This is a genomic window from Parenemella sanctibonifatiensis, from assembly GCF_002250565.1.
GTDB classification, from domain to species: Bacteria; Actinomycetota; Actinomycetes; order Propionibacteriales; family Propionibacteriaceae; genus Parenemella; species Parenemella sanctibonifatiensis.
The window spans coordinates 126,043-149,537 of the sequence record NZ_NMVJ01000001.1; the positions used below are offsets into that span (position 1 = coordinate 126,043).

Annotated in this window: 20 protein-coding genes and 1 pseudogene; 5 read left to right on the top strand and 16 right to left on the bottom strand. The window is 67.6% G+C overall.

Annotated features, from left to right (window positions below):
* Nucleotides 1-5 precede the first annotated feature (5 nt).
* The 5 genes from CGZ91_RS00650 to yaaA form a co-directional block, all read right to left on the bottom strand.
* A complete protein-coding gene (locus CGZ91_RS00650) occupies nucleotides 6-2,792 on the bottom strand; it encodes a ribonuclease E/G (RefSeq protein WP_229116339.1) in 2,787 nt (928 codons plus the stop codon).
* Between the two features lie 266 nt (nucleotides 2,793-3,058).
* Nucleotides 3,059-3,643, bottom strand: a complete 585-nt coding sequence (locus tag CGZ91_RS00655; RefSeq protein ID WP_094452084.1) for a hypothetical protein — start codon at nucleotides 3,641-3,643, stop codon at nucleotides 3,059-3,061.
* The gene (locus CGZ91_RS00660) at nucleotides 3,640-4,662 is read right to left on the bottom strand and encodes a hypothetical protein (protein WP_094452085.1); all 1,023 of its coding nucleotides are present in this window, start codon (nucleotides 4,660-4,662) and stop codon (nucleotides 3,640-3,642) included. Before CGZ91_RS00660 ends, CGZ91_RS00655 begins: the two co-directional genes overlap by 4 nt.
* Nucleotides 4,662-5,030 (bottom strand): hypothetical protein, encoded by a 369-nt coding sequence (locus tag CGZ91_RS00665; protein ID WP_094450426.1) that lies wholly within the window; start codon nucleotides 5,028-5,030, stop codon nucleotides 4,662-4,664. Before CGZ91_RS00665 ends, CGZ91_RS00660 begins: the two co-directional genes overlap by 1 nt.
* Nucleotides 5,031-5,169: 139 nt before the next feature.
* Nucleotides 5,170-5,955: a peroxide stress protein YaaA gene (yaaA, locus tag CGZ91_RS00670; protein WP_094452086.1), complete on the bottom strand. Its 786-nt coding sequence runs from the start codon at nucleotides 5,953-5,955 to the stop codon at nucleotides 5,170-5,172.
* Between the two features lie 108 nt (nucleotides 5,956-6,063).
* Here yaaA and CGZ91_RS00675 point away from each other — a divergent pair.
* A pseudogene (locus CGZ91_RS00675) lies at nucleotides 6,064-7,994 on the top strand (BCCT family transporter).
* Nucleotides 7,995-8,065: 71 nt separating this feature from the next.
* Here CGZ91_RS00675 and CGZ91_RS00680 read toward each other — a convergent pair.
* The 8 genes from CGZ91_RS00680 to CGZ91_RS00715 all read right to left on the bottom strand — a co-directional run bounded on the left by CGZ91_RS00680 (nucleotide 8,066) and on the right by CGZ91_RS00715 (nucleotide 15,471).
* Complete coding sequence (locus CGZ91_RS00680; RefSeq protein ID WP_179229153.1) at nucleotides 8,066-9,139, bottom strand: CPBP family intramembrane glutamic endopeptidase; 1,074 nt, start codon at nucleotides 9,137-9,139, stop codon at nucleotides 8,066-8,068.
* Between the two features lie 103 nt (nucleotides 9,140-9,242).
* On the bottom strand, nucleotides 9,243-9,677 hold the full coding sequence (locus tag CGZ91_RS00685; protein ID WP_094452088.1) for a MaoC family dehydratase: 435 nt from the start codon (nucleotides 9,675-9,677) through the stop codon (nucleotides 9,243-9,245).
* A complete protein-coding gene (locus CGZ91_RS00690; RefSeq protein ID WP_229116340.1) occupies nucleotides 9,674-11,230 on the bottom strand; it encodes an acyl CoA:acetate/3-ketoacid CoA transferase in 1,557 nt (518 codons plus the stop codon). Before CGZ91_RS00690 ends, CGZ91_RS00685 begins: the two co-directional genes overlap by 4 nt.
* 11 nt (nucleotides 11,231-11,241) lie before the next feature.
* Nucleotides 11,242-12,048 carry an enoyl-CoA hydratase/isomerase family protein gene (locus CGZ91_RS00695; protein WP_094452090.1) on the bottom strand — a complete coding sequence of 269 codons (807 nt, stop codon included), beginning with the start codon at nucleotides 12,046-12,048 and terminating at the stop codon, nucleotides 11,242-11,244.
* Nucleotides 12,045-13,103 (bottom strand): LacI family DNA-binding transcriptional regulator, encoded by a 1,059-nt coding sequence (locus CGZ91_RS00700; protein ID WP_094452091.1) that lies wholly within the window; start codon nucleotides 13,101-13,103, stop codon nucleotides 12,045-12,047. Before CGZ91_RS00700 ends, CGZ91_RS00695 begins: the two co-directional genes overlap by 4 nt.
* 101 nt (nucleotides 13,104-13,204) lie before the next feature.
* Nucleotides 13,205-13,615, bottom strand: coding sequence for a nucleoside-diphosphate kinase (gene ndk, locus CGZ91_RS00705; RefSeq protein ID WP_094452092.1), 411 nt, complete (start codon nucleotides 13,613-13,615; stop codon nucleotides 13,205-13,207).
* A gap of 9 nt (nucleotides 13,616-13,624) precedes the next feature.
* On the bottom strand, nucleotides 13,625-13,996 hold the full coding sequence (locus CGZ91_RS00710; protein ID WP_094450434.1) for a DUF4233 domain-containing protein: 372 nt from the start codon (nucleotides 13,994-13,996) through the stop codon (nucleotides 13,625-13,627).
* Nucleotides 13,993-15,471 carry a bifunctional folylpolyglutamate synthase/dihydrofolate synthase gene (locus CGZ91_RS00715; RefSeq protein ID WP_094452093.1) on the bottom strand — a complete coding sequence of 493 codons (1,479 nt, stop codon included), beginning with the start codon at nucleotides 15,469-15,471 and terminating at the stop codon, nucleotides 13,993-13,995. The genes CGZ91_RS00710 and CGZ91_RS00715 overlap by 4 nt, the downstream gene beginning before the upstream one ends.
* 80 nt (nucleotides 15,472-15,551) lie before the next feature.
* Between CGZ91_RS00715 and CGZ91_RS00720 the strand changes: the two genes are divergently transcribed.
* The 4 genes from CGZ91_RS00720 (at nucleotide 15,552) to CGZ91_RS00735 (ending at nucleotide 20,628) form a co-directional block, all read left to right on the top strand.
* Nucleotides 15,552-16,142: a MauE/DoxX family redox-associated membrane protein gene (locus CGZ91_RS00720; protein WP_179229154.1), complete on the top strand. Its 591-nt coding sequence runs from the start codon at nucleotides 15,552-15,554 to the stop codon at nucleotides 16,140-16,142.
* A gap of 2 nt (nucleotides 16,143-16,144) precedes the next feature.
* Nucleotides 16,145-17,203, top strand: a complete 1,059-nt coding sequence (locus tag CGZ91_RS00725) for a DsbA family protein (protein ID WP_094452095.1) — start codon at nucleotides 16,145-16,147, stop codon at nucleotides 17,201-17,203.
* 81 nt (nucleotides 17,204-17,284) lie between these two features.
* Complete coding sequence (gene valS / locus CGZ91_RS00730) at nucleotides 17,285-19,894, top strand: valine--tRNA ligase (protein WP_094452096.1); 2,610 nt, start codon at nucleotides 17,285-17,287, stop codon at nucleotides 19,892-19,894.
* A 266-nt stretch (nucleotides 19,895-20,160) separates the two neighbouring features.
* The gene (locus CGZ91_RS00735; protein WP_094452097.1) at nucleotides 20,161-20,628 is read left to right on the top strand and encodes an RICIN domain-containing protein; all 468 of its coding nucleotides are present in this window, start codon (nucleotides 20,161-20,163) and stop codon (nucleotides 20,626-20,628) included.
* Here the strand turns inward: CGZ91_RS00735 and CGZ91_RS00740 are convergent.
* From CGZ91_RS00740 to clpX, 3 genes are read right to left on the bottom strand one after another with little or no spacing between them, the layout of a single operon-like run.
* Nucleotides 20,619-21,767 (bottom strand): glycosyltransferase 87 family protein, encoded by a 1,149-nt coding sequence (locus CGZ91_RS00740; RefSeq protein ID WP_179229155.1) that lies wholly within the window; start codon nucleotides 21,765-21,767, stop codon nucleotides 20,619-20,621. The two genes, CGZ91_RS00735 and CGZ91_RS00740, sit on opposite strands and share 10 nt — an antisense overlap.
* A gap of 10 nt (nucleotides 21,768-21,777) precedes the next feature.
* The gene (locus tag CGZ91_RS00745; protein ID WP_094452099.1) at nucleotides 21,778-22,095 is read right to left on the bottom strand and encodes a hypothetical protein; all 318 of its coding nucleotides are present in this window, start codon (nucleotides 22,093-22,095) and stop codon (nucleotides 21,778-21,780) included.
* Nucleotides 22,096-22,122: 27 nt separating this feature from the next.
* Complete coding sequence (gene clpX / locus CGZ91_RS00750) at nucleotides 22,123-23,409, bottom strand: ATP-dependent Clp protease ATP-binding subunit ClpX (RefSeq protein ID WP_094452100.1); 1,287 nt, start codon at nucleotides 23,407-23,409, stop codon at nucleotides 22,123-22,125.
* Between the last annotated feature and the right edge of the window lie 86 nt (nucleotides 23,410-23,495).

A 23,495-nucleotide genomic window follows, 5' to 3' on the forward strand; every position in this document is an offset into this window, starting at 1 on the left:
CCAGGTCAGTTCTTGCGCCGCCGGCCACGACGGTTGCCGCCGCCGTTGTTGCGGTCACCACCATCGGCTGGGGCCTGGGTGTCCACCGGGGCGTCGTGGGTGTGATACCCGCGTCCCTCACAGTGCTCGCAGGTCTCGGTGAAGGCCTCTGCCAGACCGGTACCGATCTTCTTGCGGGTCATCTGGACCAGACCCAGACTGGTGACCTCGCTGACCTGGTGGCGGGTGCGGTCCCGACCCAGACATTCGACCAGACGGCGCAGCAGCAGCTCCCGGTTGGCCGGCAGCACCATGTCGATGAAGTCGACCACAATGATGCCGCCGATGTCACGCAGCCGCAGCTGACGCACGATCTCCTCGGCCGCCTCGAGGTTGTTCGAGGTGATGGTCGATTCGAGGTTGCCGCCCTTGCCGGTGAACTTGCCGGTGTTGACGTCGATGACGGTCATCGCCTCGGTGCGGTCGATGATCAGCGAACCACCCGAGGGCAGATAGACCGCCCGCTCCAGGGCCTTGGCGATCTGCTCGTCGATCCGGTAGGCCTCGAACACGTCCGGTCCGCGGCGGCGGGCCGGCACGTCAGCCGGCGAGGGTCGCTTCGGCGGGTGCGGCACCGGCTTGGGTGCCTCATCCGGCTCGGCCGTCTCCTCCGCGGGCGCCTCCTCAGCAGCGGCGTCCTCCGCGGGTGCTTCCGCGACGACCTCGGCCGGCTCGGCAGCGTCCTGCTCTGCGGAGTCGTTCGCCTCGGCCTGCTCGTCCTCGGTCTCATCCTCGGAGCCCCATCGGCTGATCCGGTCGGCCAGGTGCGGGGCGACGTTCTGTGCGTACGCCATCACACGCTCGTACGCGTCGTCAGGTCCGCCGAGACCGTCGATGACCAGTTCGGAGAAGTCCTCGGTGAACAGGTCCCGCACGATCCGGACGGTCAGGTCCGGCTCGGTGTAGAGCTGGTGCGGGCCGCCGCCGGACTTGGCCTTCTTCTCGATCGCCTTCCAGGCGTCCTTGAGGCGGGTGACGTCGCGAACGAGTTCTTCCTCGCTGGCTCCCTCAGCCGCCGTACGCACGATGACGGCTTCCTTGTCCTCGACGTGGACATCGAGGATCGACTTCAGCCGCTTGCGTTCGGCATCAGCCAGCTTGCGGGAGATGCCCGACAGGTGACCGTCGGGGCTGTAGACGACGTAGCGACCGGGGATCGAGATGTGGCTGGTGAGCCGGGCGCCCTTGGCGCCGACCGGGTCCTTGGTGACCTGCACCAGCACGGTCTGACCGGACTTGAAGACCTGCTCGATCTTGCGGTCCTGGCCGTGGGCCCCGAAGGCGTCCCAGTTGACCTCACCGGCGTACAGCACGGCGTTGCGGCCGCGGCCGATGTCGATGAAGGCGGCCTCCATCGAGGGCAGCACGTTCTGGATCCGGCCCAGGTAGACGTTGCCGATCAGGCTGGTGGCGCTCGCCTTGTCGACGTAGTGCTCGACCAACACGCCGTCCTCAAGGACGGCGATCTGGGAGTAGTCCTCGGCCTGCCGGATGATCATCTTGCGCTCCACCGACTCGCGGCGGGCCAAGAACTCCGACTCACTCAGGATCGGCGTACGCCGGCGGCCGGCGCTGCGTCCCTCGCGGCGACGCTGGCGCTTGGCCTCCAGCCGCGTGGAGCCCTGGATGGCGGTGATGCCGTCGTCCCCGGTGCTGTCCGAGGAGCTCGAGCCGCTGCGACTGCGACGCCGACGACGCCGGCGCGGCTGACCGTCACCGGAATCATCGCCGGTGTCCTCGCTGCCGCCCTCGCCCTGCTGGGAGTCGTCAGAATCCGCGTCACCGTTGTCGGAGCTGTCCCCCGACTGCTGGCCGTCGTTGTCGTCGCTGCTGCCACGACGGCGCCGACGACCGCCCCGACGGCGTCGACGCCGGCGCGGCTGGCCGTCATCGTCGCTGTCGGAATTCTCGGAGCTGTCGTTGGAGTCCTCGGAGTTGTCCGAACTCTCGTTGTCGTCAGTGTTCTCGTTCTCGGTCGAGTCCGCCGAGGTGGTGTCCTCGTCCTCGGACTCGTCGTTGTCATTGCCGTCAGCGGTGCCCTCGCTGGAACGCTGGGAGCGACGGCCACCACGACGACGACGCGAGGGGCGTCGGCTCTCGGTGGAGTCGTCCTCGTCATCGCTGCTCTCAGACGATGCTGCGCCCAAGGCTTCGGCCAAGGAGTTCAACCGCTCCGCAACCTCGTCGGAGGGTCCGGTCTGGGTGCTCGATGGTGCGGACTTCTGGTCGTCGGCGGGGTGCTCGGGGCTCGACTTCTCGGTGTTTGACTGCTCGGGGCTTGACTGCTCCGAGGTGATCGGCGACGCGGTCACCGGCGCCGGCGTACCTGCCTGGCGGGTGGCGCGGCGACGGGCGGGCCGGGGCGGGGCCTGGTCGGTTCCAGCGGCAGCCACCGGGGCTGCGGTGCCGGTGCGGGTCTGCGGGGCCGCGGCGGTGACAGGTTCGCCGACCGCGAAGACGGTGGCGGGGATCTGCGGCGGGCCGGCGGGACGGCTGGCAGCGCGGCGGCGCGGCGGCTGGGCAGCAGCCGCGTCGGAGGAGGCTGTCGTCTCGGAGGCGGAGAACTGCGGGGCCGGCGGCGTGGTCACCACCGGCTCTTCCTCGAACTCGTCGGCCTCGTTCTCGACTTCGTCGACCTCGACTTCGTCGACCGCCACCGGGGTCTCGTCGGTTTCTTCCTCAGCGGCCGGTTCGGCATCGATTGCCGCGTCGGTGGTGAGGGGAAGCTGTTCATCGTGCTGGTTGTCGTCCATGCACACTCCTTCAGGCGGACCAAAGGGTCCACCCCTGAAAGTCATCGCCCGGTCAGGACCGAGCGACGACCAAAGCTGACGGTGATTGGGCGCCTGCCGGTACCGCGGTCCAAGGGGCTTTCCGGGCCCACCACTGGTCGCGGTGCTCCGTGCTCGGGATCTCACCGGGCACCCAGTTGGGCACCCGGTTGGTGCCCCACCTGCGAGCCAGTATCGCACACCAACCCGAATCCGGTACGGCAACAGCACCCGTGCTGTCGAATGCCTCAGTTGAATTCGTGCCGGATCCGGCGCAGGTGTGCCAAGCCTGGCATCGGGCTCTGCGTCCGGGCCGCGAGTTGAATCACCTCGACCAGCACCGCCCCCAGGTCACGCGGGGAGGCATGGGCCGCCCAGTCCTGGTCGATGCCGAGGCTGACGATGGCGCCGGCGCTGACTTGCGCCTGCACGCGCTCATTGGCCGAGCGCACCAGCTGAGGCTCTGCAGCGCCCAACTCCTCCAACTGCCGACCGGTCTCCTGCTGCAGCGACCACAGCTGCATCAGGTAGTCAGCACGTTCGGCCCGGTCGAGCTGCCGGATCGCAATGCCGGCCCCGGCCTCTGCCTGAGCAGCCTGCTCGTCGGCGAGTGCCACCAGCACCGCCACCGCCAAGCCGGTGGCATCGCCGACCTGCTGCTGCCAGTCCTCGGCGACGTGCACGGCCACAATGCGGTCCAACTCGTCCACGGCCAGGCCGATCACCGGCACCGGCGCCGCCGCTGCATCCGCTGTCGGGGCACCGGTCGGATCGGCGTCCTGGCTGTCAGCCCGGGCCGCCGTCGGATCCTCCTCGATCTCCCACTGACTCATGCGGTGTAGGCCTCCCCGACCAAGAGGCGCAACGGACTGGTCCATGGCGGCAGCTGGTCGGCCAACTGGGTGATGGTGTCAGCCACGGTGCCGACCCGCGCGTAGCTGGTCGCCCACCGTTCCATACCGTCGGCCAGGCTCGTGACCTGCTGACGGATGAACGGCAACGAGATGATGGCACCGAATTCGCTGCTCACCCGACTGGTCGAGCTCGACAGCATCAGGTACGCCATCACCCACTCTCCGGCCAGGTCCAGCAGGGTGTCGTTCAGCTCCCGCTCCAGCGCGGTCAGCTCGCCATGGACCTTCTCGGTGCTCTCGATCAGTCCCGGCAGCGACTCGGCCTGCTTGCTGACCTGGCTGCGGTAGCCCTCACCTGCCAGGCCCTCCCACCATTCGCCCGGATGCAGGTTTTCCAAGGTGACCGGGGCCAGCTTCTCGGTCCAGGTCTCCAGGCCACGCTTGTGGTCGGCGACCTGTTCGGCGTACTGCTCCAGGTCGTCCCCGGTCCGGAAGGTGCTCGCCAGCTCCCGGGCCCGCTGCTGCAGTCGCTCGACTTCCTGACCCAACTCGACGTACTGACGCCGCGCCTGATCGGTCGGCCAGGCGGGCAGGGTCGGGATCTGGGGAATCGGCCGCAGCACCGCGGGGCCCGAGGAGACATCACTGGTGAATCCCGCGTCGGCCTGATGGGCAGGGGCGTAAGGCACCGCGATCGGCATCAGCGCCAGCTGGGCTCGCCGGATCACCGTGCGCGCCTGGTCAAGAGTGCGATTCAGCAGGCTGCTGTAGGGGTCCACCGGCAGCGGGATCATCGGCGGCTTGGGGAGGAAACGCCATTCGGGGCCGCCCTCCAGCCGGGGCCTGCGTTCCAGCCGGGGGCCGTCGCCGCGACCCCATTCAACCTCGGGAATCTCGTGGACCTCGGGCCCGGCTCCACTGCCCGAACCGAGTCGTGGCGCCTCGACCCCAGTGCCACCCAGCCGCGGGGTGCCCGAGATTGTCAGTCGATCACTCATCACTGGCCTCCGAACGGCTTGAAGTAGTGGCGTTCCAACTCGGGCTCGGGATCGGTGTTGTTCGCCAGATCCTCGGCCTCTTGTTCCTGCTCCTCGTAGATCTGTCGGGCCCGCCGCAGCGTGCTCTCGACCGCCGACATGGCATCGGAGGCCGTCGTCAACTCGTCGGTCATTGCCTCATCGAAGCGGCTCAGCGCCGCGCGCAGCCGCTGCCCCTCATCATCTGAACCACCCACGACGTGGGGGAAGCTTCGAAGCTTGGGCTGCAGGTCGGTTCGCTGGGCAAACTGCTCCATGTCATCGCTGACGCCGCCCCAGTAACGAATGTGGGCGTCGAACCATCCGCGGTCGTATCTGATCTCGGACACGTGCTCCCCTAGGTTTCGGGGGCGGCCCGAGTCGGTCGGTCACTGTACGAGCCTGCCCTCGCGGCTGACTCTAGGCGGGCACAGGTTCACCCCGCGCCACAACGTGAACATCCCTGACCCGACTGCGCCCCTTCGACCCTCAGGCGGCCTGTCGTGGCCTCCGGAAGACCGGCACGTCCGGCGTCGACAACTCGGGCTGGTAGCGATAGCCGCCCTCCTCGAAGCCGAGCAGCGCCCGCCGATTCCGGGCGCGATTGCGGACCAACCAACCCGCCATCATGCCGCGCGCCTTCTTGGCCGGGAAGGAAATCACCTTCCAGTCCCCCTTCGGCCCCTGGTCCTCGAAACGTGGTGACACCACCGGGACTCCGAGCCGGTCGAAGTCGACCACGCCGCTGTACTCCCCCGACGCCAGGTTGACCACCAAATCGGCGCCTGGCGATTCGGCCAGATCCTCGGTCAACAGATCACTCACCCGGGTGCCCCACCAGGCGTACAGATTGGCGCCACGGTCGGTGCGCAACGCGGTCCCCATCTCGAGGCGGTAGGGCTGGATCAAGTCCAGCGGCCGCAGCACCCCGTAGAGCCCCGACAGGATCCGTACGCTCTTGTTCGCCTCGGTGAAATCGCGCTCGTCGAAGGACGGCGCCGCCATGCCCCGATAGACGTCGCCGTCGAACATCAGCACTGCCGGACGGGCATTGTCCGGCGAGAACGGAGCGGAGAAGTCGCGGTAGCGCTCGACGTTCACGGCCGCCAACTCCTCGGAGATGTCCATCAACGAGGCCACCTCGGTCACCGACTTGTCGCGCATCACCTCGATCAGCTCACCGGCCTGGGACAACAGTCGCGGCTGGGTGTGCTTGCGCGTCGCCAGCGGCGACGTCAGATCAAGCGATTTTGCAGGCGAAAGGAGGGTCAGCACGGACCCAAGGCTACCGGCCCGAGGTGAGACAGCGGGCCCCATCGGTGCGCGAAACCCTCAGATGTGACAACGTAGGGCCGAATCCTGAGCAGATCTGGAGGGAGACCCATGTCCGAGTCCAGTCGCCCCGAGCGACCGACCAACCATGACGCAACCGAAGAACGTGATCCTCCCTCCGTCAACACGCTCGACCCGGTTGGGGAGATCAAGTCCGATCCGCTCGCCAAGGGACTCCTCGACGATCACGTCGGCGGCGTGGTGCCGATCGCCGAACCCGCCGACCCCACCGACGACGACGCCACCGTCGCCGCGCTGCGCCACCACGGCGTACGCCTGACCAAGGGCGGCGGCATTGCGCCGCGGGTGTTCTATCCCGGAGCCGCCATCGTGCTGGCGGTGGTCCTCGCCGGCATCATCTTCCCCGGTCCCACCGGCGATGCCCTGGAAGGAATCCAGGGCTGGATCGTGTCCAACCTGGGCTGGTACTACACGTTGGCGGTCAGCGCCTTCGTCGTCGTCGCGCTGGTGATCGGCATGTCCAAATGGGCAAGATCGTCATCGGGCGCCCCGGCGACGAGCCGGAATTCGGCCTGCTCGCCTGGTTCGCGATGCTCTTCGCCGCCGGCATGGGCATCGGCTTGGTCTTCTACGGCGTTGCGGAACCGCTCGGCTTCGCGACCGACAACATCAAACCCTCGGCACAAGGCCTGGAACAGAATGAGCTGATCCATCAGGCGATGGCGCAGACATTCCTGCACTGGGGCCTCCACCCGTGGGCGATCTACGTCGTGATCGGCCTGGCGCTGGCGATGGCGATCCACCGCCGCGGCCGCCCGGTCTCGATCCGCTGGATCCTGGAGCCGGTGCTCGGCGCCCGGGTCAAGGGCTGGATGGGTGACGTGGTGGACGTTCTCGCCATCGTGGGCACCCTGTTCGGCGTAGCGACCTCGCTGGGTCTCGGCGTCGGTCAGATCTCGGCAGGCCTGGTCCACCTGGGACTGGTCGATGAGGCAACCAACCCGCTGATGATCGGCCTCATCGTCGTCATCACGATCTTCGCCACCGCGTCCGTGGTCTCCGGTGTCGGCAAGGGCATCAAATGGCTGTCGAACATCAACATCGGCCTCGCCGGTCTGTTCGTGATCGCGGTCCTGCTCGCCGGCCCGACCCTCTTCATCGTCCGCATCATGGTCGAGGCATTGGGTGCCTACCTCGGCGGCTTGCCGTCAATGTCCTTCGACGTCTCCGCGCTGACCGGCGAGGACGGCCAGACCTGGCAGGCCGGGGCCACCATCTTCTACTGGGGCTGGTGGATCTCCTGGGCGCCCTTCGTCGGCGTCTTCATCGCGCGCATCTCGCGCGGGCGTACGGTGCGGGAGTTCGTGCTCGGCGCCCTCATCGTTCCGACCCTGGTCGCCGTGGTGTGGTTCTCGGTGTTGGGGGGTGCCGGCCTCTACCGTCAGTTCTTCACCGACAACCCGATGGTCCCCGAGGGCGGTGAACTCGACGCCAACATCGCCTTGTTCGACCTGGTTGGAGCATTCGCCGGACCGCTGGCGGCCGTGCTGTCGGTCTGCATCCTGATCATGGTCACGCTGTTCTTCGTGACCAGCTCCGACTCCGGCTCACTGGTGGTCGACATGCTCTCCTCGGGTGGCCACCCGAATCCGCCGATCTGGAGCCGGGTGATGTGGGCCGTCCTGGAGGGCGGTGTGGCCATCGCGCTGCTGCTGGCGGGCGGGCTGGGAGCCCTCCAGGCCGGCGCCATCGCCACCGCGTTGCCCTTCAGCATCGTGTTGCTGCTGGGCTGCGTCGGCCTGATCAAGTCGATGCGGGAGACGTACAGCATCGTCGATGCCCAGGAACAGCTGCAGCGACGCCACGACTTCGCCGCCGGGTTGGTTCAGACCGTGGAGGAGCAATTCCCCGAACGGTACGGACCGCTGGTGGACGAACGAATCGACTACCGGCTCAGCCGCAGTTACGAACGACGATCCGACAAGGGCAAGGACAAGAGGACGCCGGGCCAGCAATCCTGACCCCCACCCCGCATGAATCGGCCAGCCATCCCGCCCGGGATGGCTGGCCGATCTGTTTGTCCGGTGTGACCTCAGGCAGTTGCCGGCGCGCCGACCTCGGGCACCGACGTCTGTACGCCCGCGCGTCGCTGCCACCACACCACGATCGCGGTGGTGATGGCACCGCACACCAACGGCAGCACCAGCAGCGGCGAGCCGGTGCCGGCGGACCGGTCGAAGACCTCGGTGAGCTCGGGCAGGAAGGGCAGCGCCGCCAGCGACACCAGATTGTTGACCGCATGCATCACCACGGCCAGTTCCAGACCACCGGTCAACCAAGTCGCGACCGACATCAGCACTCCGAAGAGGAAGTAGTACGCCCACAGCCACGGATCGCTGGCGCCGTGGGCCAGGCAGAACAGCAGCGAGGTGATGACCACCGCGATGATCGAGGCGACCAGCCGGTTCGGCCCCAGCGAACCGATCGCCCGCGCACCGGCGCCACGGAAGAGATATTCCTCGGCGGCCGCCTGGAACGGGGTCACCAACACCACGACTGCAAGCAGAAACCAGGTGTCGGCATGGACGCCGATCTCGACGGACTCCATGCCGGCGCCACCGGCGGCAGGGAACAGACTGGTCAGCAGCGTGTAGATGATCCACAGCGGCAGCGCGACCACCAGCGCCCGCAGCACGCGACCCCAGCGGAAACCACCGGCCACCGAGCTGAGCCACTTCGGGCGCTGTCCCGTCCAGGCCCAGTGCAGCAACAGTGTCGCCGGCAGGCACAACGCCGACCCAAGGTGGTTGAACGCGAACAGCATCGGCGTGGTCTGACCGAGACTGTCCGCATCCACCCGCCCGGTGACCAGGTCGATGGCGATGCCGATGCTCACCACGACGTTGAGGATGGCGAAGAAGCCAACGCCCAGGGTGATGACCAGCAGGATCCCGCGCCACGCCGCCCAGCGGGGTGAACGGTAGAACCGCAAGAAGTCCTGTGGCTCGGTCGGCAACGGGCTCGGCTTCTGCGGCCCGCGTGACGGCGCGTACGCGGGTTGCTGTCCCGGTTGGGCCGGTGCGGGTTGGGCTGGCCCCGGTTGGGCCGGGGTCGGTCCAGCCGGGGTCGGATCAGGCTGCGGGGCTCCGAGGTTGGGCTGATTCACAAGGGTCCTCTCCAGTGCTGCCGTAGGTCGCCCCCAGTGTTCCAGAGCCCGGGCGCCTCCCAGTGCTCGGTGGCCACCCACTGCTCGGCGTCGGTCCCGTTCGTCAGTCCAGGAAGGCCAGGATGTGTCGTGCCACCATCACGGTGCGGCCAGCTTGGTTGACGATGGTGATGTCAGCGGTGGTGCGCTGCCGTTCCTGGTCCTGTTCGGCGATGGTGTAGGTCACCTCGAGGGTGTCCCCGATCGCGACCCCGGCCGTGAACCGCACGCGGTCGTAGCCGTAGGAGACGCAGGAGCGCCCCGACCGTCCACCCATCGCGGTCGAGGTGGCCCCGCAGTACCCCAACACCAGCAGGCCGTGGGCGATCCGGCCACCGTAGGGACCGGCCGCCATCGTCTCCTCGTCGACATGGTTGCCCGCCAGGTCGCCGGTGATGCCGGCGAAGAGGTACACATCGGACTCCCCCACCGTCTTGCGAAATCGGGTGGTGTCCCCGATCGCCGGCAACAGCTTGCGGTTGCTGGGCTGGTCACTCATGCTTCCCCCTCACTGGTGGTGTCCTCGGCGAACAGGCTGGCCGGCATCTCCTTGAGGTCGCCGATGACGGGCTGGAAGCCCATCTGGTCGAGCACGTCGCGTTGCAGGTCGATGCCCGGGGCGATCTCGGTGAGCACCAGCCCGTCCGGCCCGAGCTCGAAGACGGCCCGCTCGGTGACATAGAGCGCGGTGCGGCCATCGGCGTACGCCGTCGGTCCGGAGTAGGTGATCTCCTCGACCTCCTCGACAAACTTGGGGATCTGCCCCTCGCTGTCGATGACGAGCTTGCCGTCCCGGCGCGAGACCCGCAGGCCCTTGGCGGTGAAGGTGCCGCAGTAGACGATGCGGGCGGCGTTGGCGGAGATGTCGATGAAGCCACCCGGCCCCATGATCCGGCCGCCGACCCGGGAGACATTGACGTTGCCGGCCCGGTCCGCCTGCGCCATGCCGAGGGCGGAGATGTCGATCCGACCAGAGGCGAACACGTCGAACTGGTCGGTCGAGCTGATCAGCGCCTCGGATTGGTGCGACATGCCGAAGTAGTCGCCGCTGGCCAGGACGCCGCCGTAGTGGCCCTGCTCGATGATGGTGGTCACCGTGTCGAGCCGACCGTCGATGGCGAGCACGTCGGTGACGTGGGCAGAAATGCCGAAGCCGAGGTTGAGGATGACGTCCTCCTCGACCTCCATCGCTGCGCGTCGGGCAATGATCTGCCGGGCCGGGTCGGCGGGCAGGTCCGGCTTGATGGTGGCGTCGTAGGGGCCGCCGGCCAGCGAGTCGAGGTATTCCCCGGCGTACGTCTGCTGCTGCTCGGGCTCGATGACCACCCGGTCCACCAGCGGTCCGGGGATCTGGACCTGCTGGGGCCGCAGCCTTTCCGGCGCGGCCTCCTTGACCTGCGCCAAGGTCATGCCCCCGCTGCCCTGAGCTGCCAGCGCAAGGGCGAAGCTGTCGAGATAGGCCGCCTCGTGGCGCTGCGAGATGCCGCCCCGCTGGTCCAGCTGCGAGCCGCGGATGATCGCGGCGTCCAGTGGAATCGGCTGGTAGTGCAGGTATTCGGTGCCGTCGATCTCGACCAGGGTGACGAACTCCTCGGTGGCCTTGTCGTTCATCCGGCCACCAGCCTGCCGCGGGTCGACATAGGTGCCGAGCCCGACCCGGGTGGTGAGGCCCGGGCGGCGCGCGCCCGTCTCGCGCATGAGCTGATTGATGACACCGGCCGGGAAGGAGTACGCCTCGATCTCGTTGTTCATGGCGAGCTCGACCAGGCCTGGGGCCCAGGTCCAGTGGGCGCCGATGACGCGGGCGAGCAGCCCGGGGTGGCGCAGTCGGTTCAGGCCAGTGGTGGAACGGTCACCGATACCGAAGCCGTGCACGACGGTGATGCCGTGCGGGTGGCCGGTCTCGAGGAAGCGCCGCTCGATCGCAGCGAGGATGGCGTCGGCTTCCAGGATGCCGCCGCCGGAGCCCGACACGCCGATGGTGGCGCCGTCGGCGATGTCGGCAACAGCTTCGTCAGCGCTGCAGATGCGGGGGGTACGGGTGGTGGACAACGGTGCTCCTGTCAGGCGTTCGGGAAGGTGGCGTCGCGACGCTCGGCAAAAGCTGCCGTGCCCTCGGCGAAATCGTCAGTGGCAGCGGTGAGGGCGCCGCCCAGGCTCTCGCCGAGCTGGCCGGGGGCACCGAAGGGCGCCAGCGCCAGTAGTTCCTTCGCCACGGCCTGGGCCTGCGGGCTGGCGGTCAGCAGTTCGGCGACCAGCTGGTCCGTCTCCTGCTCGAGCTGAGCCGGGTGGGCGATCCGGGTGCAGATGCCCCAGTCCAGCGACTCCTGGGCACTGAGTCGGCGGCGGGTCAGCACCAGGTCGGCGGCGCGGACCGGACCGATCAGTCGCGGCAGTCGGCTGACGCCACCCCAGCCGGGGATGGTGCCCAGCCCGACCTCGGGCAGGCCAACCTCGGCCTTGGTCGAGATGATGCGGATGTCGCAGGCCAGCGCCAGCTCCAGGCCACCGCCGAGGGCGAGGCCATCGATGACCGCGACGGTCGGCATCGGCAGCCGGGCCAGCGCGTCGTACGCCTCGTGGCCGCGTCGCAGCCAGATCCGGTGCATCTGGACCGGCGTGAGCTGCAGGAACTGCTTGATGTCAGCGCCGACACAGAAGACCTTCTCGCCCGCGGTGCGCACAACGACCACCCGGGCGTCGCTGGTCTCGATCTCGTTGACCACCCGGTGCAGGTCGGCGATCATCTCCAGGCTCATCGCGTTGAGCTTGGCGGGCCGGTCCACCAGGATCGTGGCGGTCTGGCCGTCCTCGCTGGTCTGCCAGGTCACCTGGCCCTGCTGTGGGGTGGGCGCGTCGGCGGTGGTCATGCGGTCTCCTTCGTCAGGCTGTCGGGCCGGTGATCGTCTGATGTCGCCGTGGCGGGCAGCGGCTCGGGGCGCGGCGGCGCTGTGGAGCGGCGCACCACCAACGTGGTCGGCAGCGGCTCCGGTTCGGCAGGTGCCTCGTCGTTCAGGCCACCGATGAGCAGTTCGGCCGCCAGTCGGCCGGCTTCGGCGAGCGGCATGCGTACGGTCGTCAGCTCCGGGCTGGTGGCCCGGGACAGTTCCAGGTTGTCCCACGACAGCAGGCTGAGCTGGTCGGGCACCCGTACGCCGCGGCGGTGCAGTTCCGAGAGCACCGCGAGCGCCGTGCGGTCATTGAAGGCGATCAGAGCGGTGGCGTCACTGGCCAGCGTCGCGCGTGCGGCCGCATCAATCAGGTCGGGGCCGGCAGCCGCATCGGTGGGGAGATGCCCGACGGCGGTGAGGTCGATGTCATAGCGGTCGGCGCCGTCCCGCAGCGCACCCCAGCGGTACTGCTGGGTCGGTGCGTCGGGCTGACCGCCGAGGTAGACGACGCTGCGGTGGCCGAGTTCACTGAGGTGGGCCAGCGCTTCGGTGGCACCGATCGCTTCGTCAATCGCGACCGAGGGGATCCCCGGCACCGGGCGACCGGCAGAGACCACGGGTCCCGCCAAGCCGACGAGTTCCTCGTCGGAGGAACGCGGCAACGCCAGAATCACTCCATCGGAATGCAGCAGCAACCGCTGCGCTGCCGCGAGTTCGCTGCCGCGGTCGCCGTTGGAGTCGACCACCAGCAGGTTGTAGCCCTGCTGCCCCGCCGCCGCCTGGACACTCTTGGCCATCGCGCCGTAGAACCCGTTGGCCAGGTCCGGCACGACGAGGGCGATGGTCTGGGTGCGCCCGGTGCGCAACATCCGTCCGGTCGGGTTGGCCTGGTAGCCCAGTTCCCGGGCCGCGGCCAGCACCCGCTGCCGGGTCGGCTCGGCAACGAGATCCGACTTGCCCGAGAAGACCCGCGACACGGTCGGCTGGGACACACCCGCCGCCCGCGCCACGTCCCCAGAGGTCACCTTCGCCATGCACGCATCGTTGCATACGTATGCACGGCGTTCAAACCCTGCTCAAACCCTGTTCCCGCGGCAGGGCAGCAGGGGGGGTCAGTACGCGGAGTGAGGCGGGCTCAGATCAGGCCGGGAAACCACAGCGAGATTTCGCGGGCGGCCGACTCCGGGGAGTCAGAGCCGTGCACCAGATTCTCCCGGTTCGACAGGGACCAGTCGCCGCGGATCGTGCCCGGGGCGGCCTTGCGGCCGTCGGTGGCGCCGTTGAGCTGGCGGACCGTCTCGATCGCCTGGTCACCGTTGAGCACCAACGCGATGCTCGGGCCGGAGGTGATGAAGTCGCGCAGAGGAGGATAGAAGTCCTTCTCGACATGCTCGGCGTAGTGGGTGTCGGCCAGGTCACCGTCCACCTGTCGCAGCTCCATCGCGACGATGCTCAGGCCCTTGGCCTCGAATCGGGCCAGCACCTGCCCAGCGAGGCCACGGCGTACGGCGTCGGGCTTGATCAGGACAAAGGTGTTCTCAGTCACGACGGCAGCCTAACCGTTCTGTGTGGCCTGCTTGTGCTGGATCTTGCGGCCACCGGCGAAAGCCAGAGTCCAGATCAGGGCGAACATGCCACCCATCACATACATCAGCGGGGTGAGCAGGCCCAGCAGGATGCTCAGCGGCTGCGCGATCCACCCCAGCAGGTAGCCGACCTTGCTGCGCCGCAGCATCCCGGCTGCGACCAGGGTGAGCAGCGCCACCCCACCGACGACCGGAGCCACCAGCGACGCTGGATGGTGGTCGACCACGATCGCTCCCGGGATGGCCAGGCCGAGCACAATGAACTGGCAGACCAGGGTGCCCATCATGGCGCTGCCCATCGGATTCTTGCGGGGCAGCGAGACCGCATCGAGCAGGCTCATCGGGGGGTGTCCTCCTCGCCCCAGCTCGCGCCGAGCTCAAGGAGCGGGTCGTCGTGCCCGTTGACGCCGTCGGCCTCGTCGTCGGTCACCGCGACGGTGGAACGGTTCAGTCCGTCGCGTCCGACCAGGAGGTCCCGAGCGGCACCGGCCAGGATCACCGATCCGATCACCAGTACGCCGCCCAGCACGCCGTCCTCATCGGCCAGGCCGACCGCCCGATCCAGAGCATCGGCCAGCTGCGGTTCGACCGAAATCTGCTCCTCGGAGAACCAGTCGTGGGCCACCACCGCCAAGTCGGCCGCGGGCAGCCCGCGGTCGGTGTCCAACTCGGTCACGACGATCCGGTCAGCGATCGGCGCGAGCACCTCGAGCACGGTGGCCTGGTCCTTGTCCCGCATCATCGCCAGCACCACCACAAGTGGGCGCAGTTCGAACGCTTCCAGCAGGCCGGCCATAGCGGCCCGGACCGCGTGCGGGTTGTGACCGGAGTCCAACACCACCAGCGGCGAGCGGCGTACGACTTCCAGCCGGCCCGGTGCCTCGACCTGTGCGAAGCCGTCACGGATCAGCTCCGCCCCCAACTCGCGGTTGGCCAGCAGGGTCTGAACGGCGGTCAGAGCCAGCGCCGCGTTGTCGGCCATGTGGACGCCGAAGATCGGCAGCGCAACGTCCTCGCTCACCCCGTACGGGGTCTGCAGCCGCAGCACCTGACCGGCGACGCCGGGCGTACGCTCCACCAGCCCGAAGTCGACGCCCTCGACGACGACGTCGGCGCCGACCGACGCGGCCCGGGTCAGCAACACCTCGGCGGCATCCGGGCGCTGCCCCGCCATCACGACGTGGCTGCCTTCCTTGATGATGCCGGACTTCTCGGCCGCAATCCCAGCGACGTCGGAACCCAACAGGTGGGTGTGGTCGAGATCGATCGGGGTGATGACCGCAACCTCGGCGGTGGCGACATTGGTGGCATCCCACGTCCCGCCCAGCCCCACCTCGATCACTGCCACATCCACCGGCGCGTCGGCAAAGGCGGCGTACGCCAGCCCGGTCATCACCTCGAAGAAGGTCATCGAAATGCCGTCGATCTGCTCCTGGTCAACCATGGCGACCATCGGCTCGATCTCCTCGTAGATCCGCACAAAGTCCGCCGGCGGCAGCGGTACGCCGTCGATCGCGATCCGTTCGTTCACCTGTTGCAGGTGCGGGCTGCTGTACCGCCCCACCCGCAGGCCGGCCGACCGCAGCAGGGCCTCGATCATGATCGCGGTGCTGCCCTTGCCGTTGGTCCCGGTGATCTGGATCACCGGGCAGGCACGTTCGGGGTTGCCGAGCAGGTCGACCAATCGCTGGATGCGGGACAGCGACGGACCAATCCGGCTTTCAGGCCAGCGCGAGACCAGCCGCGCGGCCAGTTCCTCGAATCGAGCGACGTCAGCGGGGTCGGCAACCGCGGGGCGAACAGAGTCTTCAGTCATGGCCCGGCCAACTCTAACTGACCTGTTGCGAACTGACGCTACGATGTTGGCGGCCGCTTGCGCGCCGACCCATCTCACCCTTGGGAGCCATCATCACCACGCATGCATCACCCAGCACCGGCGGGAAGACTGCCCGTGCGAAGGGGACCAAGAACGGCACCGCCAACAAGTCCGGTGCGCCGCTGCGGGAACGGATCTTTGGGTGGGTCACGCTCGCGTTCCGCATCTGGGTCGGCGCGGTGTTCCTGTGGGCCGGCGCGGTGAAGATCCCGGCCCTGGAGGAATTCGTCATCAGTGTGCGGGCCTATCAGATCCTGCCGTTGGAACTGACCCGCCCGGTGGCCTATGTGCTGCCCTTCGTCGAGGTCGCCATCGGCCTGATGTTGATCGTGGGCATCTTCCATCGCCTCGCCGGCGCGACCACGGCCTTCCTGCTGGTGGTCTTCATGGTCGCCATCATCAGCGTCTGGGTGCGTGGCATCGCGGTTGACTGCGGCTGCTTCGGCGGCGGTGGCGAGGTGGCCCAGGAGGAGACCGAATATGGCATGAAGATCGTGGAGAACACGATCTGGTTCTTGGCATCGATGTGGGTGGTCGTCAAGCCGAAGAGCCCGCTGAGCCTGCAGGACAAAGTCTTTCCCGAAATTGAACTCGAAGGAGCCGACAGGTGAGCATGTCCGATCGATCCAGCGTCCCCGGGGGACGGTCCGGCAAGTCGAACGGGTCGCGCCGCTCCGACCGGACCAGCGCCACTGAGCGGTCCCGCAAAGCGCGTGAGGCGAGCGCGAAGGATGCCGGGGACGTCGACGACGTGGATGAGGCGACCGACGCGGACACCGCGACCGAGTCGAAGTCGACCACTCGCAAGACCGGCACGGCCGGCAAGGCCAGCGCTGCCAAGGCCAGCTCCAGCAGGACCGGCGCCACGTCTGCCGCCGGGCGTACGAGCACCAGCGCCAAGTCGAAGTCGGCGCGTGCCGAGGAGGCCAAGCGCAAGGAGCAGTCCGACCGCCGCGCCGCCCTCGCCGAACGCCGGCTCAAGGAAGCCCGCAAGGCCCGCACCAAGAAGATGGTGCTGTGGTTCCTCGCGATCCTTGCCGCCGTGGCACTGATCGCCGGCGCCGTGTTCGGCTACCAGTGGCTCCAGAACCGCAACCGGGTCCCGGACATTCCGGTGCAGCTGAATGCCGACGAAAGCGCGGTGGCGTTCTATCCCGGCCAGGCCCCCGACGCCCCGGTGGTGACCCTGTACTACGACTACCAGTGCCCGTACTGCCGCACCTTCGAGGACGCCAACGGCGAAACCTTGGTGCAGCTGGCCACCGAGGGCAAGATCCAGCTCGAGTACCACCCCATGATCTTCCTGGACCAGGGATCGGGCAGTGACAACTCGCTGCGCGCCACTTCGGCCGCGATGTGCACCATCACCACGCCGCGATTCTCCGCCTTCCACGACAAGCTCTTCGACACCCAGGGCAGCCAGTGGCCCGATGAGATGCTCTTCGATCTCGCCGAGGAGGCCGACATCACCGGTGACGACCTGGATCGGATGCGGGAGTGCTACGACAACCGCCAGATGGAGTCGTGGGTGCAGAACGCCAACCAGACCGCCTTCGACGCCGGCATCACCGGCACCCCTGCCATGACGGTCAACGGCCAGGAGGTCAACCTCGGCATGGTCACCTCTCCGGAGGATCTGGAGCCGCTGATCATGCAGACTGCGGGCGCCTGATCACGGCGCGCTCCGACGGCCGGGCGACCACACCACTTTTCGGTGTGCGCCCGGCCGTTTGGCTTGGCTAGGGTTGGGCTCATGACTGTGCCCGCTGATGACGCTGCCCGTACGCCCTCCCCCGCCGCCGGCGGCGTACGCCAGGTCCCGGACAAGCCCGTCCTGGAGGGGCTCGAGGCGACGTGGGCGAAGCGCTGGCAGGACGACCAGACCTACGCTTTCGTACGACCGGAGTCGCGCGCGCAGGTCTTCAGCATCGACACCCCGCCACCCACGGTGTCCGGGTCGCTGCACGTGGGCCACGTCTTCAGCTACACCCACACCGACCTGATCGCCCGCTATCAGCGGATGCAGGGCAAGCACGTCTTCTATCCGATGGGGTGGGACGACAATGGCCTGCCGACCGAGCGTCGGGTGCAGAACTACTACGGGGTGCGCTGCGACCCGAGCTTGCCCTACGAGGCAGACTTCACGCCGCCGGCCAAGCCCGACCCCAAGCGTCAGGTGCCGATCAGCCGCCGCAACTTCGTTGAGCTGTGCCACGAGTTGACCCAGGTCGACGAGCAGGCCTTCGAGGCGATGTGGCGTCAGTTGGGCCTGTCGGTGGACTGGTCACAGCTCTACACGACGATCTCTGATGAGTCCCAGGCGGTGGCCCAGAAGGCGTTCCTGCGCAACCTGAGCCGCGGCGAGGCCTACCTGTCGCAGGCTCCGACCCTGTGGGACGTCACCTTCCAGACCGCTGTCGCCCAGGCCGAGTTGGAGGCCCGTGACTACCCCGGCGCTTACCACCGGATCAGCTTCCACCAGGCCGACGGCACCCCGGTGTGGATCGAAACCACCCGCCCGGAACTGTTGCCGGCTTGTGCCGCCCTCATTGCTCACCCCGACGACGAGCGCTATCAGGGGTTGTTCGGCAGCACCGTCACCTCGCCGCTGTTCGGCGTGAAGATCCCGGTGCTGGCGCACCCCGCCGCCGAGATGGACAAGGGTGCCGGCATCGCGATGTGCTGCACCTTCGGCGATCTGACCGACGTGCAGTGGTGGCGCGAGCTGCAGTTGCCGACCCGCACCGTGATCGGTCGCGACGGCCGGGTGCTGCGCGAGAAGCCGGAGTGGATCCCGGACGGTCCGGGAGCCGAGCTGTACGCCGAGCTGGCCGGCAAGACCGTGTTCTCGGCTCGCGAGCTGACCGTGCAGGCACTGCGCGAGTCGGGTGAGATGCCCGAGGATCCGAAGCCGACCCAGCGCAAGGCGAACTTCTTCGAGAAGGGCGACAAGCCGCTCGAGATCGTCTCGACGCGACAGTGGTACATCTCCAACGGTGGTCGCGACGCCGACCTGCGCCAGCAGCTGTTGCGTCGCGGCGAGGAACTGGCCTGGGTGCCGGACTTCATGAAGCACCGCTACACGAACTGGGTCGAGGGCCTCAACGGTGACTGGCTGGTGTCGCGACAGCGCTTCTTCGGCGTCCCGTTCCCGGTCTGGTACGCCCTGGACGCCGACGGTGAACCGAACTACGACCAGCCGATCCTGCCCGCCGAGGATGCGCTGCCGGTCGATCCCAGCGTGGACGTGCCGCCCGGCTATGACGAGAGCCAGCGCCAGCAGCCCGGCGGTTTCATGGGTGATCCCGACGTCATGGACACCTGGGCGACCTCCTCGCTGAGCCCGCAGCTGGTGACCGGCTGGGAACGTGATCCGGAACTGTTCGCGCTCACCTTCCCGATGGACCTGGCTCCGCAGGCCCACGACATCATCCGGACCTGGCTGTTTTCCCGGGTGGTCCGGGCGCATCTGGAGAACGACGCACTGCCCTGGCAGCGGGCAGCGATCTCCGGCTTCGTGATGGACCCGGACCGCAAGAAGATGTCGAAGTCCAAGGGCAATGTGGTCGTCCCGACCGACATCCTGGACCAGTACGGCGCCGACGCGGTGCGCTGGCGCGCAGCTCGGGCCCGGCCCGGCCTGGACTCCCCCTTCGACGAGAAGGAGATGAAGGTCGGTCGCCGGCTGGCGATGAAGGTGCTGAACGCATCCAAGTTCGTGCTGGCCGACCGCGCCGGCGACCGCGACCTCAGCAAGGTCACCGAACCGATCGACCTGGCCCAGCTGGAGGCGCTCAAGCAGGTCGTCGAGCAGGCAACCGCGGCATTCGAGGCCTACGACTACAGCACTGCGTTGGACGTGGCCGAAGCCTACTTCTGGTCCTTCTGCGATGACTACCTCGAGGTCGTCAAGGAGCGTTCCTACGGCGCCCAGGGCGAGGATGCGGCCGCCTCGGCGAATGTCACGCTCACCACGGTGCTGCACATCGTGCTTCGCCTGCTCGCGCCCTTCATGCCCTTCGTCACCGAAGAGGTCTGGTCCTGGTGGCAGGACGGCTCGATCCACCAGAGCTCCTGGCCCAGCACGGAGGAGATCATCACCTCCGGCGACGCCGAGGTGATCGCCGCCGTGGCCGACTTCCTCATCGCCATCCGCGGCGTGAAGTCCACCGCGAAGGTCTCGATGAAGACCGAGGTGACCGAGCTGACCGTCCGCGGACCGCAGCCCACCCTGGACCGGCTGCAGCTGGCGCTGGCGGACCTCAAGGCCGTGGGCCGGATCGTCACCGAGCCGGCCTGGCAGGCCGAGGGTGAGGGCGTACAGCTGGACGCAGAGCTCGCTCCCCCGACGCCGAAGGCCTGAGTCACTCAGAAAACCGCGCCTCAGCGGGTACGCGGTTTTCTGCGGAACGTGCTTCACCTGGAGTGCCCCGGGCGTACGCCGACCTAGCGAGTGGACGTCTGGTGCAAGGTCGTCCCTCACTTGAGCACTCCGGGGTGGGCCAGGTCCGGAGTTGAGACGCATTCCAACATCCATAACGATTCGGTAACGGCCTCGCGACCAGCTTGGCACCATGTTAGCGCGACTCCCATATCGAGGAACTTTCCACGACGGACAAGGACAACCCAATGAAGCAAGCCATCGCGATCACATTGTCCCTCCTGTTTGCCCTCTCACTCTGGTCACCGGCAGCTGCTGCCCAAGCGGACGCCGTGTCACCATCGCAAGTAGCAACCTGGGCCTATCGGAACCTAGCAACAGGCCGATGCTTGGATTCCAACCAAGCGGGAGAGGTCTACGGACTCGCCTGCCAGAACAGTGGCTACCAGCGCTGGGAGATCTACGAGCGTCCGGGTGTCGACGAGTTCATGCTCGTCAACTCAGAGACCGCACGGTGCCTCGACAGCAACGCTGCTGGCGCGGTCTACACCCTTCCGTGCAACTTCGGGGCGAATCAGACTTGGCGGGTCATCTTCGAGGGTAACGTGAGGATGCTGCAGAACGTCGCCACTGGGCTCATGCTCGATGACAACGGCACGAAGATCTACACGCATCCGAGGAACAACAGCTACTTCCAGAAGTGGGCTCACATCTGAGCCTTGGCCCCAGGCCGGGAGCCGTCAGCCAGTGCGGCACGCTCCCCAACCACGCCCGCCGCGACGAAGCCCAGCGCCAGCAGGGCCGACACGGCACCGATCAGCGCTTCGCCGATGCTGTAGTCGACCTTGCCTGGTGCTTGGAAGACGCGGTAGGGCGCTACGGCCACCCAACCGGCGACGATCAGGCCCAGCCATCGGGCGGCAGGAGCGAACGCTTTCCGGTACGCCAAGATGCCCACCGGCAGCACCCAGACCCAGTGATGGGTCCAGGAGATCGGTGATGCGACCAGGGTGGCCATGCCCACCACACAGAGGGCCGTGCTGCGATCCGTGGATCGCAGCGCCGCCAGCATCGCCATCGCGACCACGGCCAGACTGATCACCAGTGCTGCACCGGTCGCGGCGGCGCCCTCCCCCAACAGTCGAGTGGTGGCCGCCCAGACTGACTGGTTGCTCATGTGAACCGTCGCAGAGTCGCCGCCCACTTCGGTCACGAGTTGGGCGAATTCAAGGCTGGCGCCAGGCATCAGGGCGACTCCCGCGGCCATCAACGCCGTGATGGCAACGGCAGCGACGAGCGCCCGGCGCCAGTCCCTCCGACAGGCGTCCGCCAGCACGAACAGCCCCGGCGTGAGCTTGACCGCCGTGGCCAGGCCGGTGAGGACGCCGGCCCACCGGGGTTGGGTGCGGCCGACCACGTCATCCAAGACAATGACCGCAGCCAGGATGACCCCAACTTGCCCGATCCGGATGGTTTCGAAGAACGGCGCGGCCAGGGCGACCGCAACCACGGCAACGAGGCCGGCAGTTAGCGGGGACAGCACCCCCGCCCAACGCACGAGCAGAAGACAGGCCGCTGAGGAGAAGGCGGTCCAGATCAGACCAGCCAGCAGGGAGGGGCCAGCCGCCAATGGCGCGAACAGCACCGCCGCGATTGGCGGATAGATGAAGGGCAGCCCGCCGGAGTGATATGGGGACTCACCGCTCGTGAATGCAGCGCCCGCTCGGACGAAAACCTCGATGTCGTCGGGCGAATGACCGAACCAGCAGCGCACCAGAAGTGCTACCGCGACGGTCGCCGCCAGCGCCAACAGCCACCCGATTGGACGTCCTCGACGCTGCTCCACGATGGTCACCAGCTCAGGCTCAGCCTTCGCCGCCACCCACCTCGGCAGCGCATTCCAGGATCACGTCGGTGGCCAGCTTGGCCTGGGCGTCATCCTGGGGGTCCTGGCCGTCAGAGATCTGGTTGAGCGCCTCGGTGTCGAGCTTGTCGTGCAGCTTCGGAGCGGCGCAGTCGGCCATGGCGGTGGCCTGTTCGGGGGTCAACCCGCTGGAGTTGACATAAATGTCCATCAGACCGGCGTGGACGTCCTCCACCGGCGGCTTCCCGCTGGAGCAGCCCAGCACCAGCAGCGGCGAGCAGGCCAGCAGCAGGCCTGCGGCAGCGCGACGAAGGTTCATGATCAGTGATCCTCTCGGTCCTGGGACTCAGGCACTCTTCTCACGTTTGGCGAGTCGGGCCCGGGGCACCATCTCACACTCGGCCTCACCGCGTACGGCCTCGGCCGTCACCAGCACCTCCGCCACGGTCTCCTCACTCGGCACGTTGTACATCACGTCCAGGAGCAAGGTGTCCAAGATGGCCCGCAGGCCACGGGCGCCGGTGCCACGCTCCAATGCCAGCTCCGCGACGGCAGCGATGGCTTCGTCGGTGAATTCCAGATCCACGCCGTCCAGTTCGAAGAGCTTGCGGAACTGCTTCACCAAAGCATTGCGAGGCTCCACCAGGATCCGCTCCAGGTCCTCGCGATCCAGCGGCGCCACCGTGGTGATCATCGGCAGTCGGCCGATGAACTCAGGGATCAATCCGTACGCCGTCAGGTCCTCGGGCCGTGCCTGCGCCAGCGGATCCTTGTCGGGCTCCTTGCGGACCTCGGCGTCATTGTTGAAGCCGAGTGGCCGCTTGCCGACGCGGGCGTTGACGATGTCGTCCAGCCCAGCGAAGGCGCCGCCAACGATGAAGAGGATGTTGGTGGTGTCGATCTGGATGAAGTCCTGGTGCGGATGCTTGCGGCCGCCCTGCGGCGGCACCGACGCCTGGGTCCCTTCGAGGATCTTCAGCAGCGCCTGCTGCACACCCTCGCCGGAGACATCACGAGTGATCGAGGGATTCTCCGACTTGCGGGCGACCTTGTCGATCTCGTCGATGTAGATGATGCCGTTCTCGGCCTTCTTGACGTCGAAGTCGGCGGCCTGGATGAGCTTGAGCAGGATGTTCTCGACATCCTCGCCGACATAGCCGGCTTCGGTCAGCGCCGTCGCGTCCGCCATCGCAAACGGGACATTGAGCATCTTCGCCAGCGTCTGCGCCAGATAGGTCTTGCCCGACCCGGTCGGGCCGATGAGCAGGATGTTCGACTTGCCCAGCTCGACGGTGTCGTCGTCGGCCGCGCGGCGGGCAGCGCTGGCGGTGGCAACCGACTGGACCCGCTTGTAGTGGTTGTAGACGGCCACCGACAACGCCTTCTTGGCATTGGTCTGGCCGATCACGTACTTGTCGAGGAAGGCGGCGATCGCCTGCGGCTTGGGCAGGTCCTCCAGCAGCCCGACATCGGTGCCTTCGGAGAACTCCTCCTCGATGATCTCGTTGCACAACTCGATGCACTCGTCGCAGATGTATACACCTGCGCCGGCGATGAGCTTCTTCACCTGCTTCTGCGTCTTGCCGCAGAAATTGCACTTCAGCAGGTCGCTGGTCTCTCCAATGCGGGCCATCGGTTCTCCTCCCTCCGTCCACCTGTGTCGCCCAACCCTAACCCGGGCGGCGACCACACGTGTGGAAATTCGCCGCCCGGATCGGA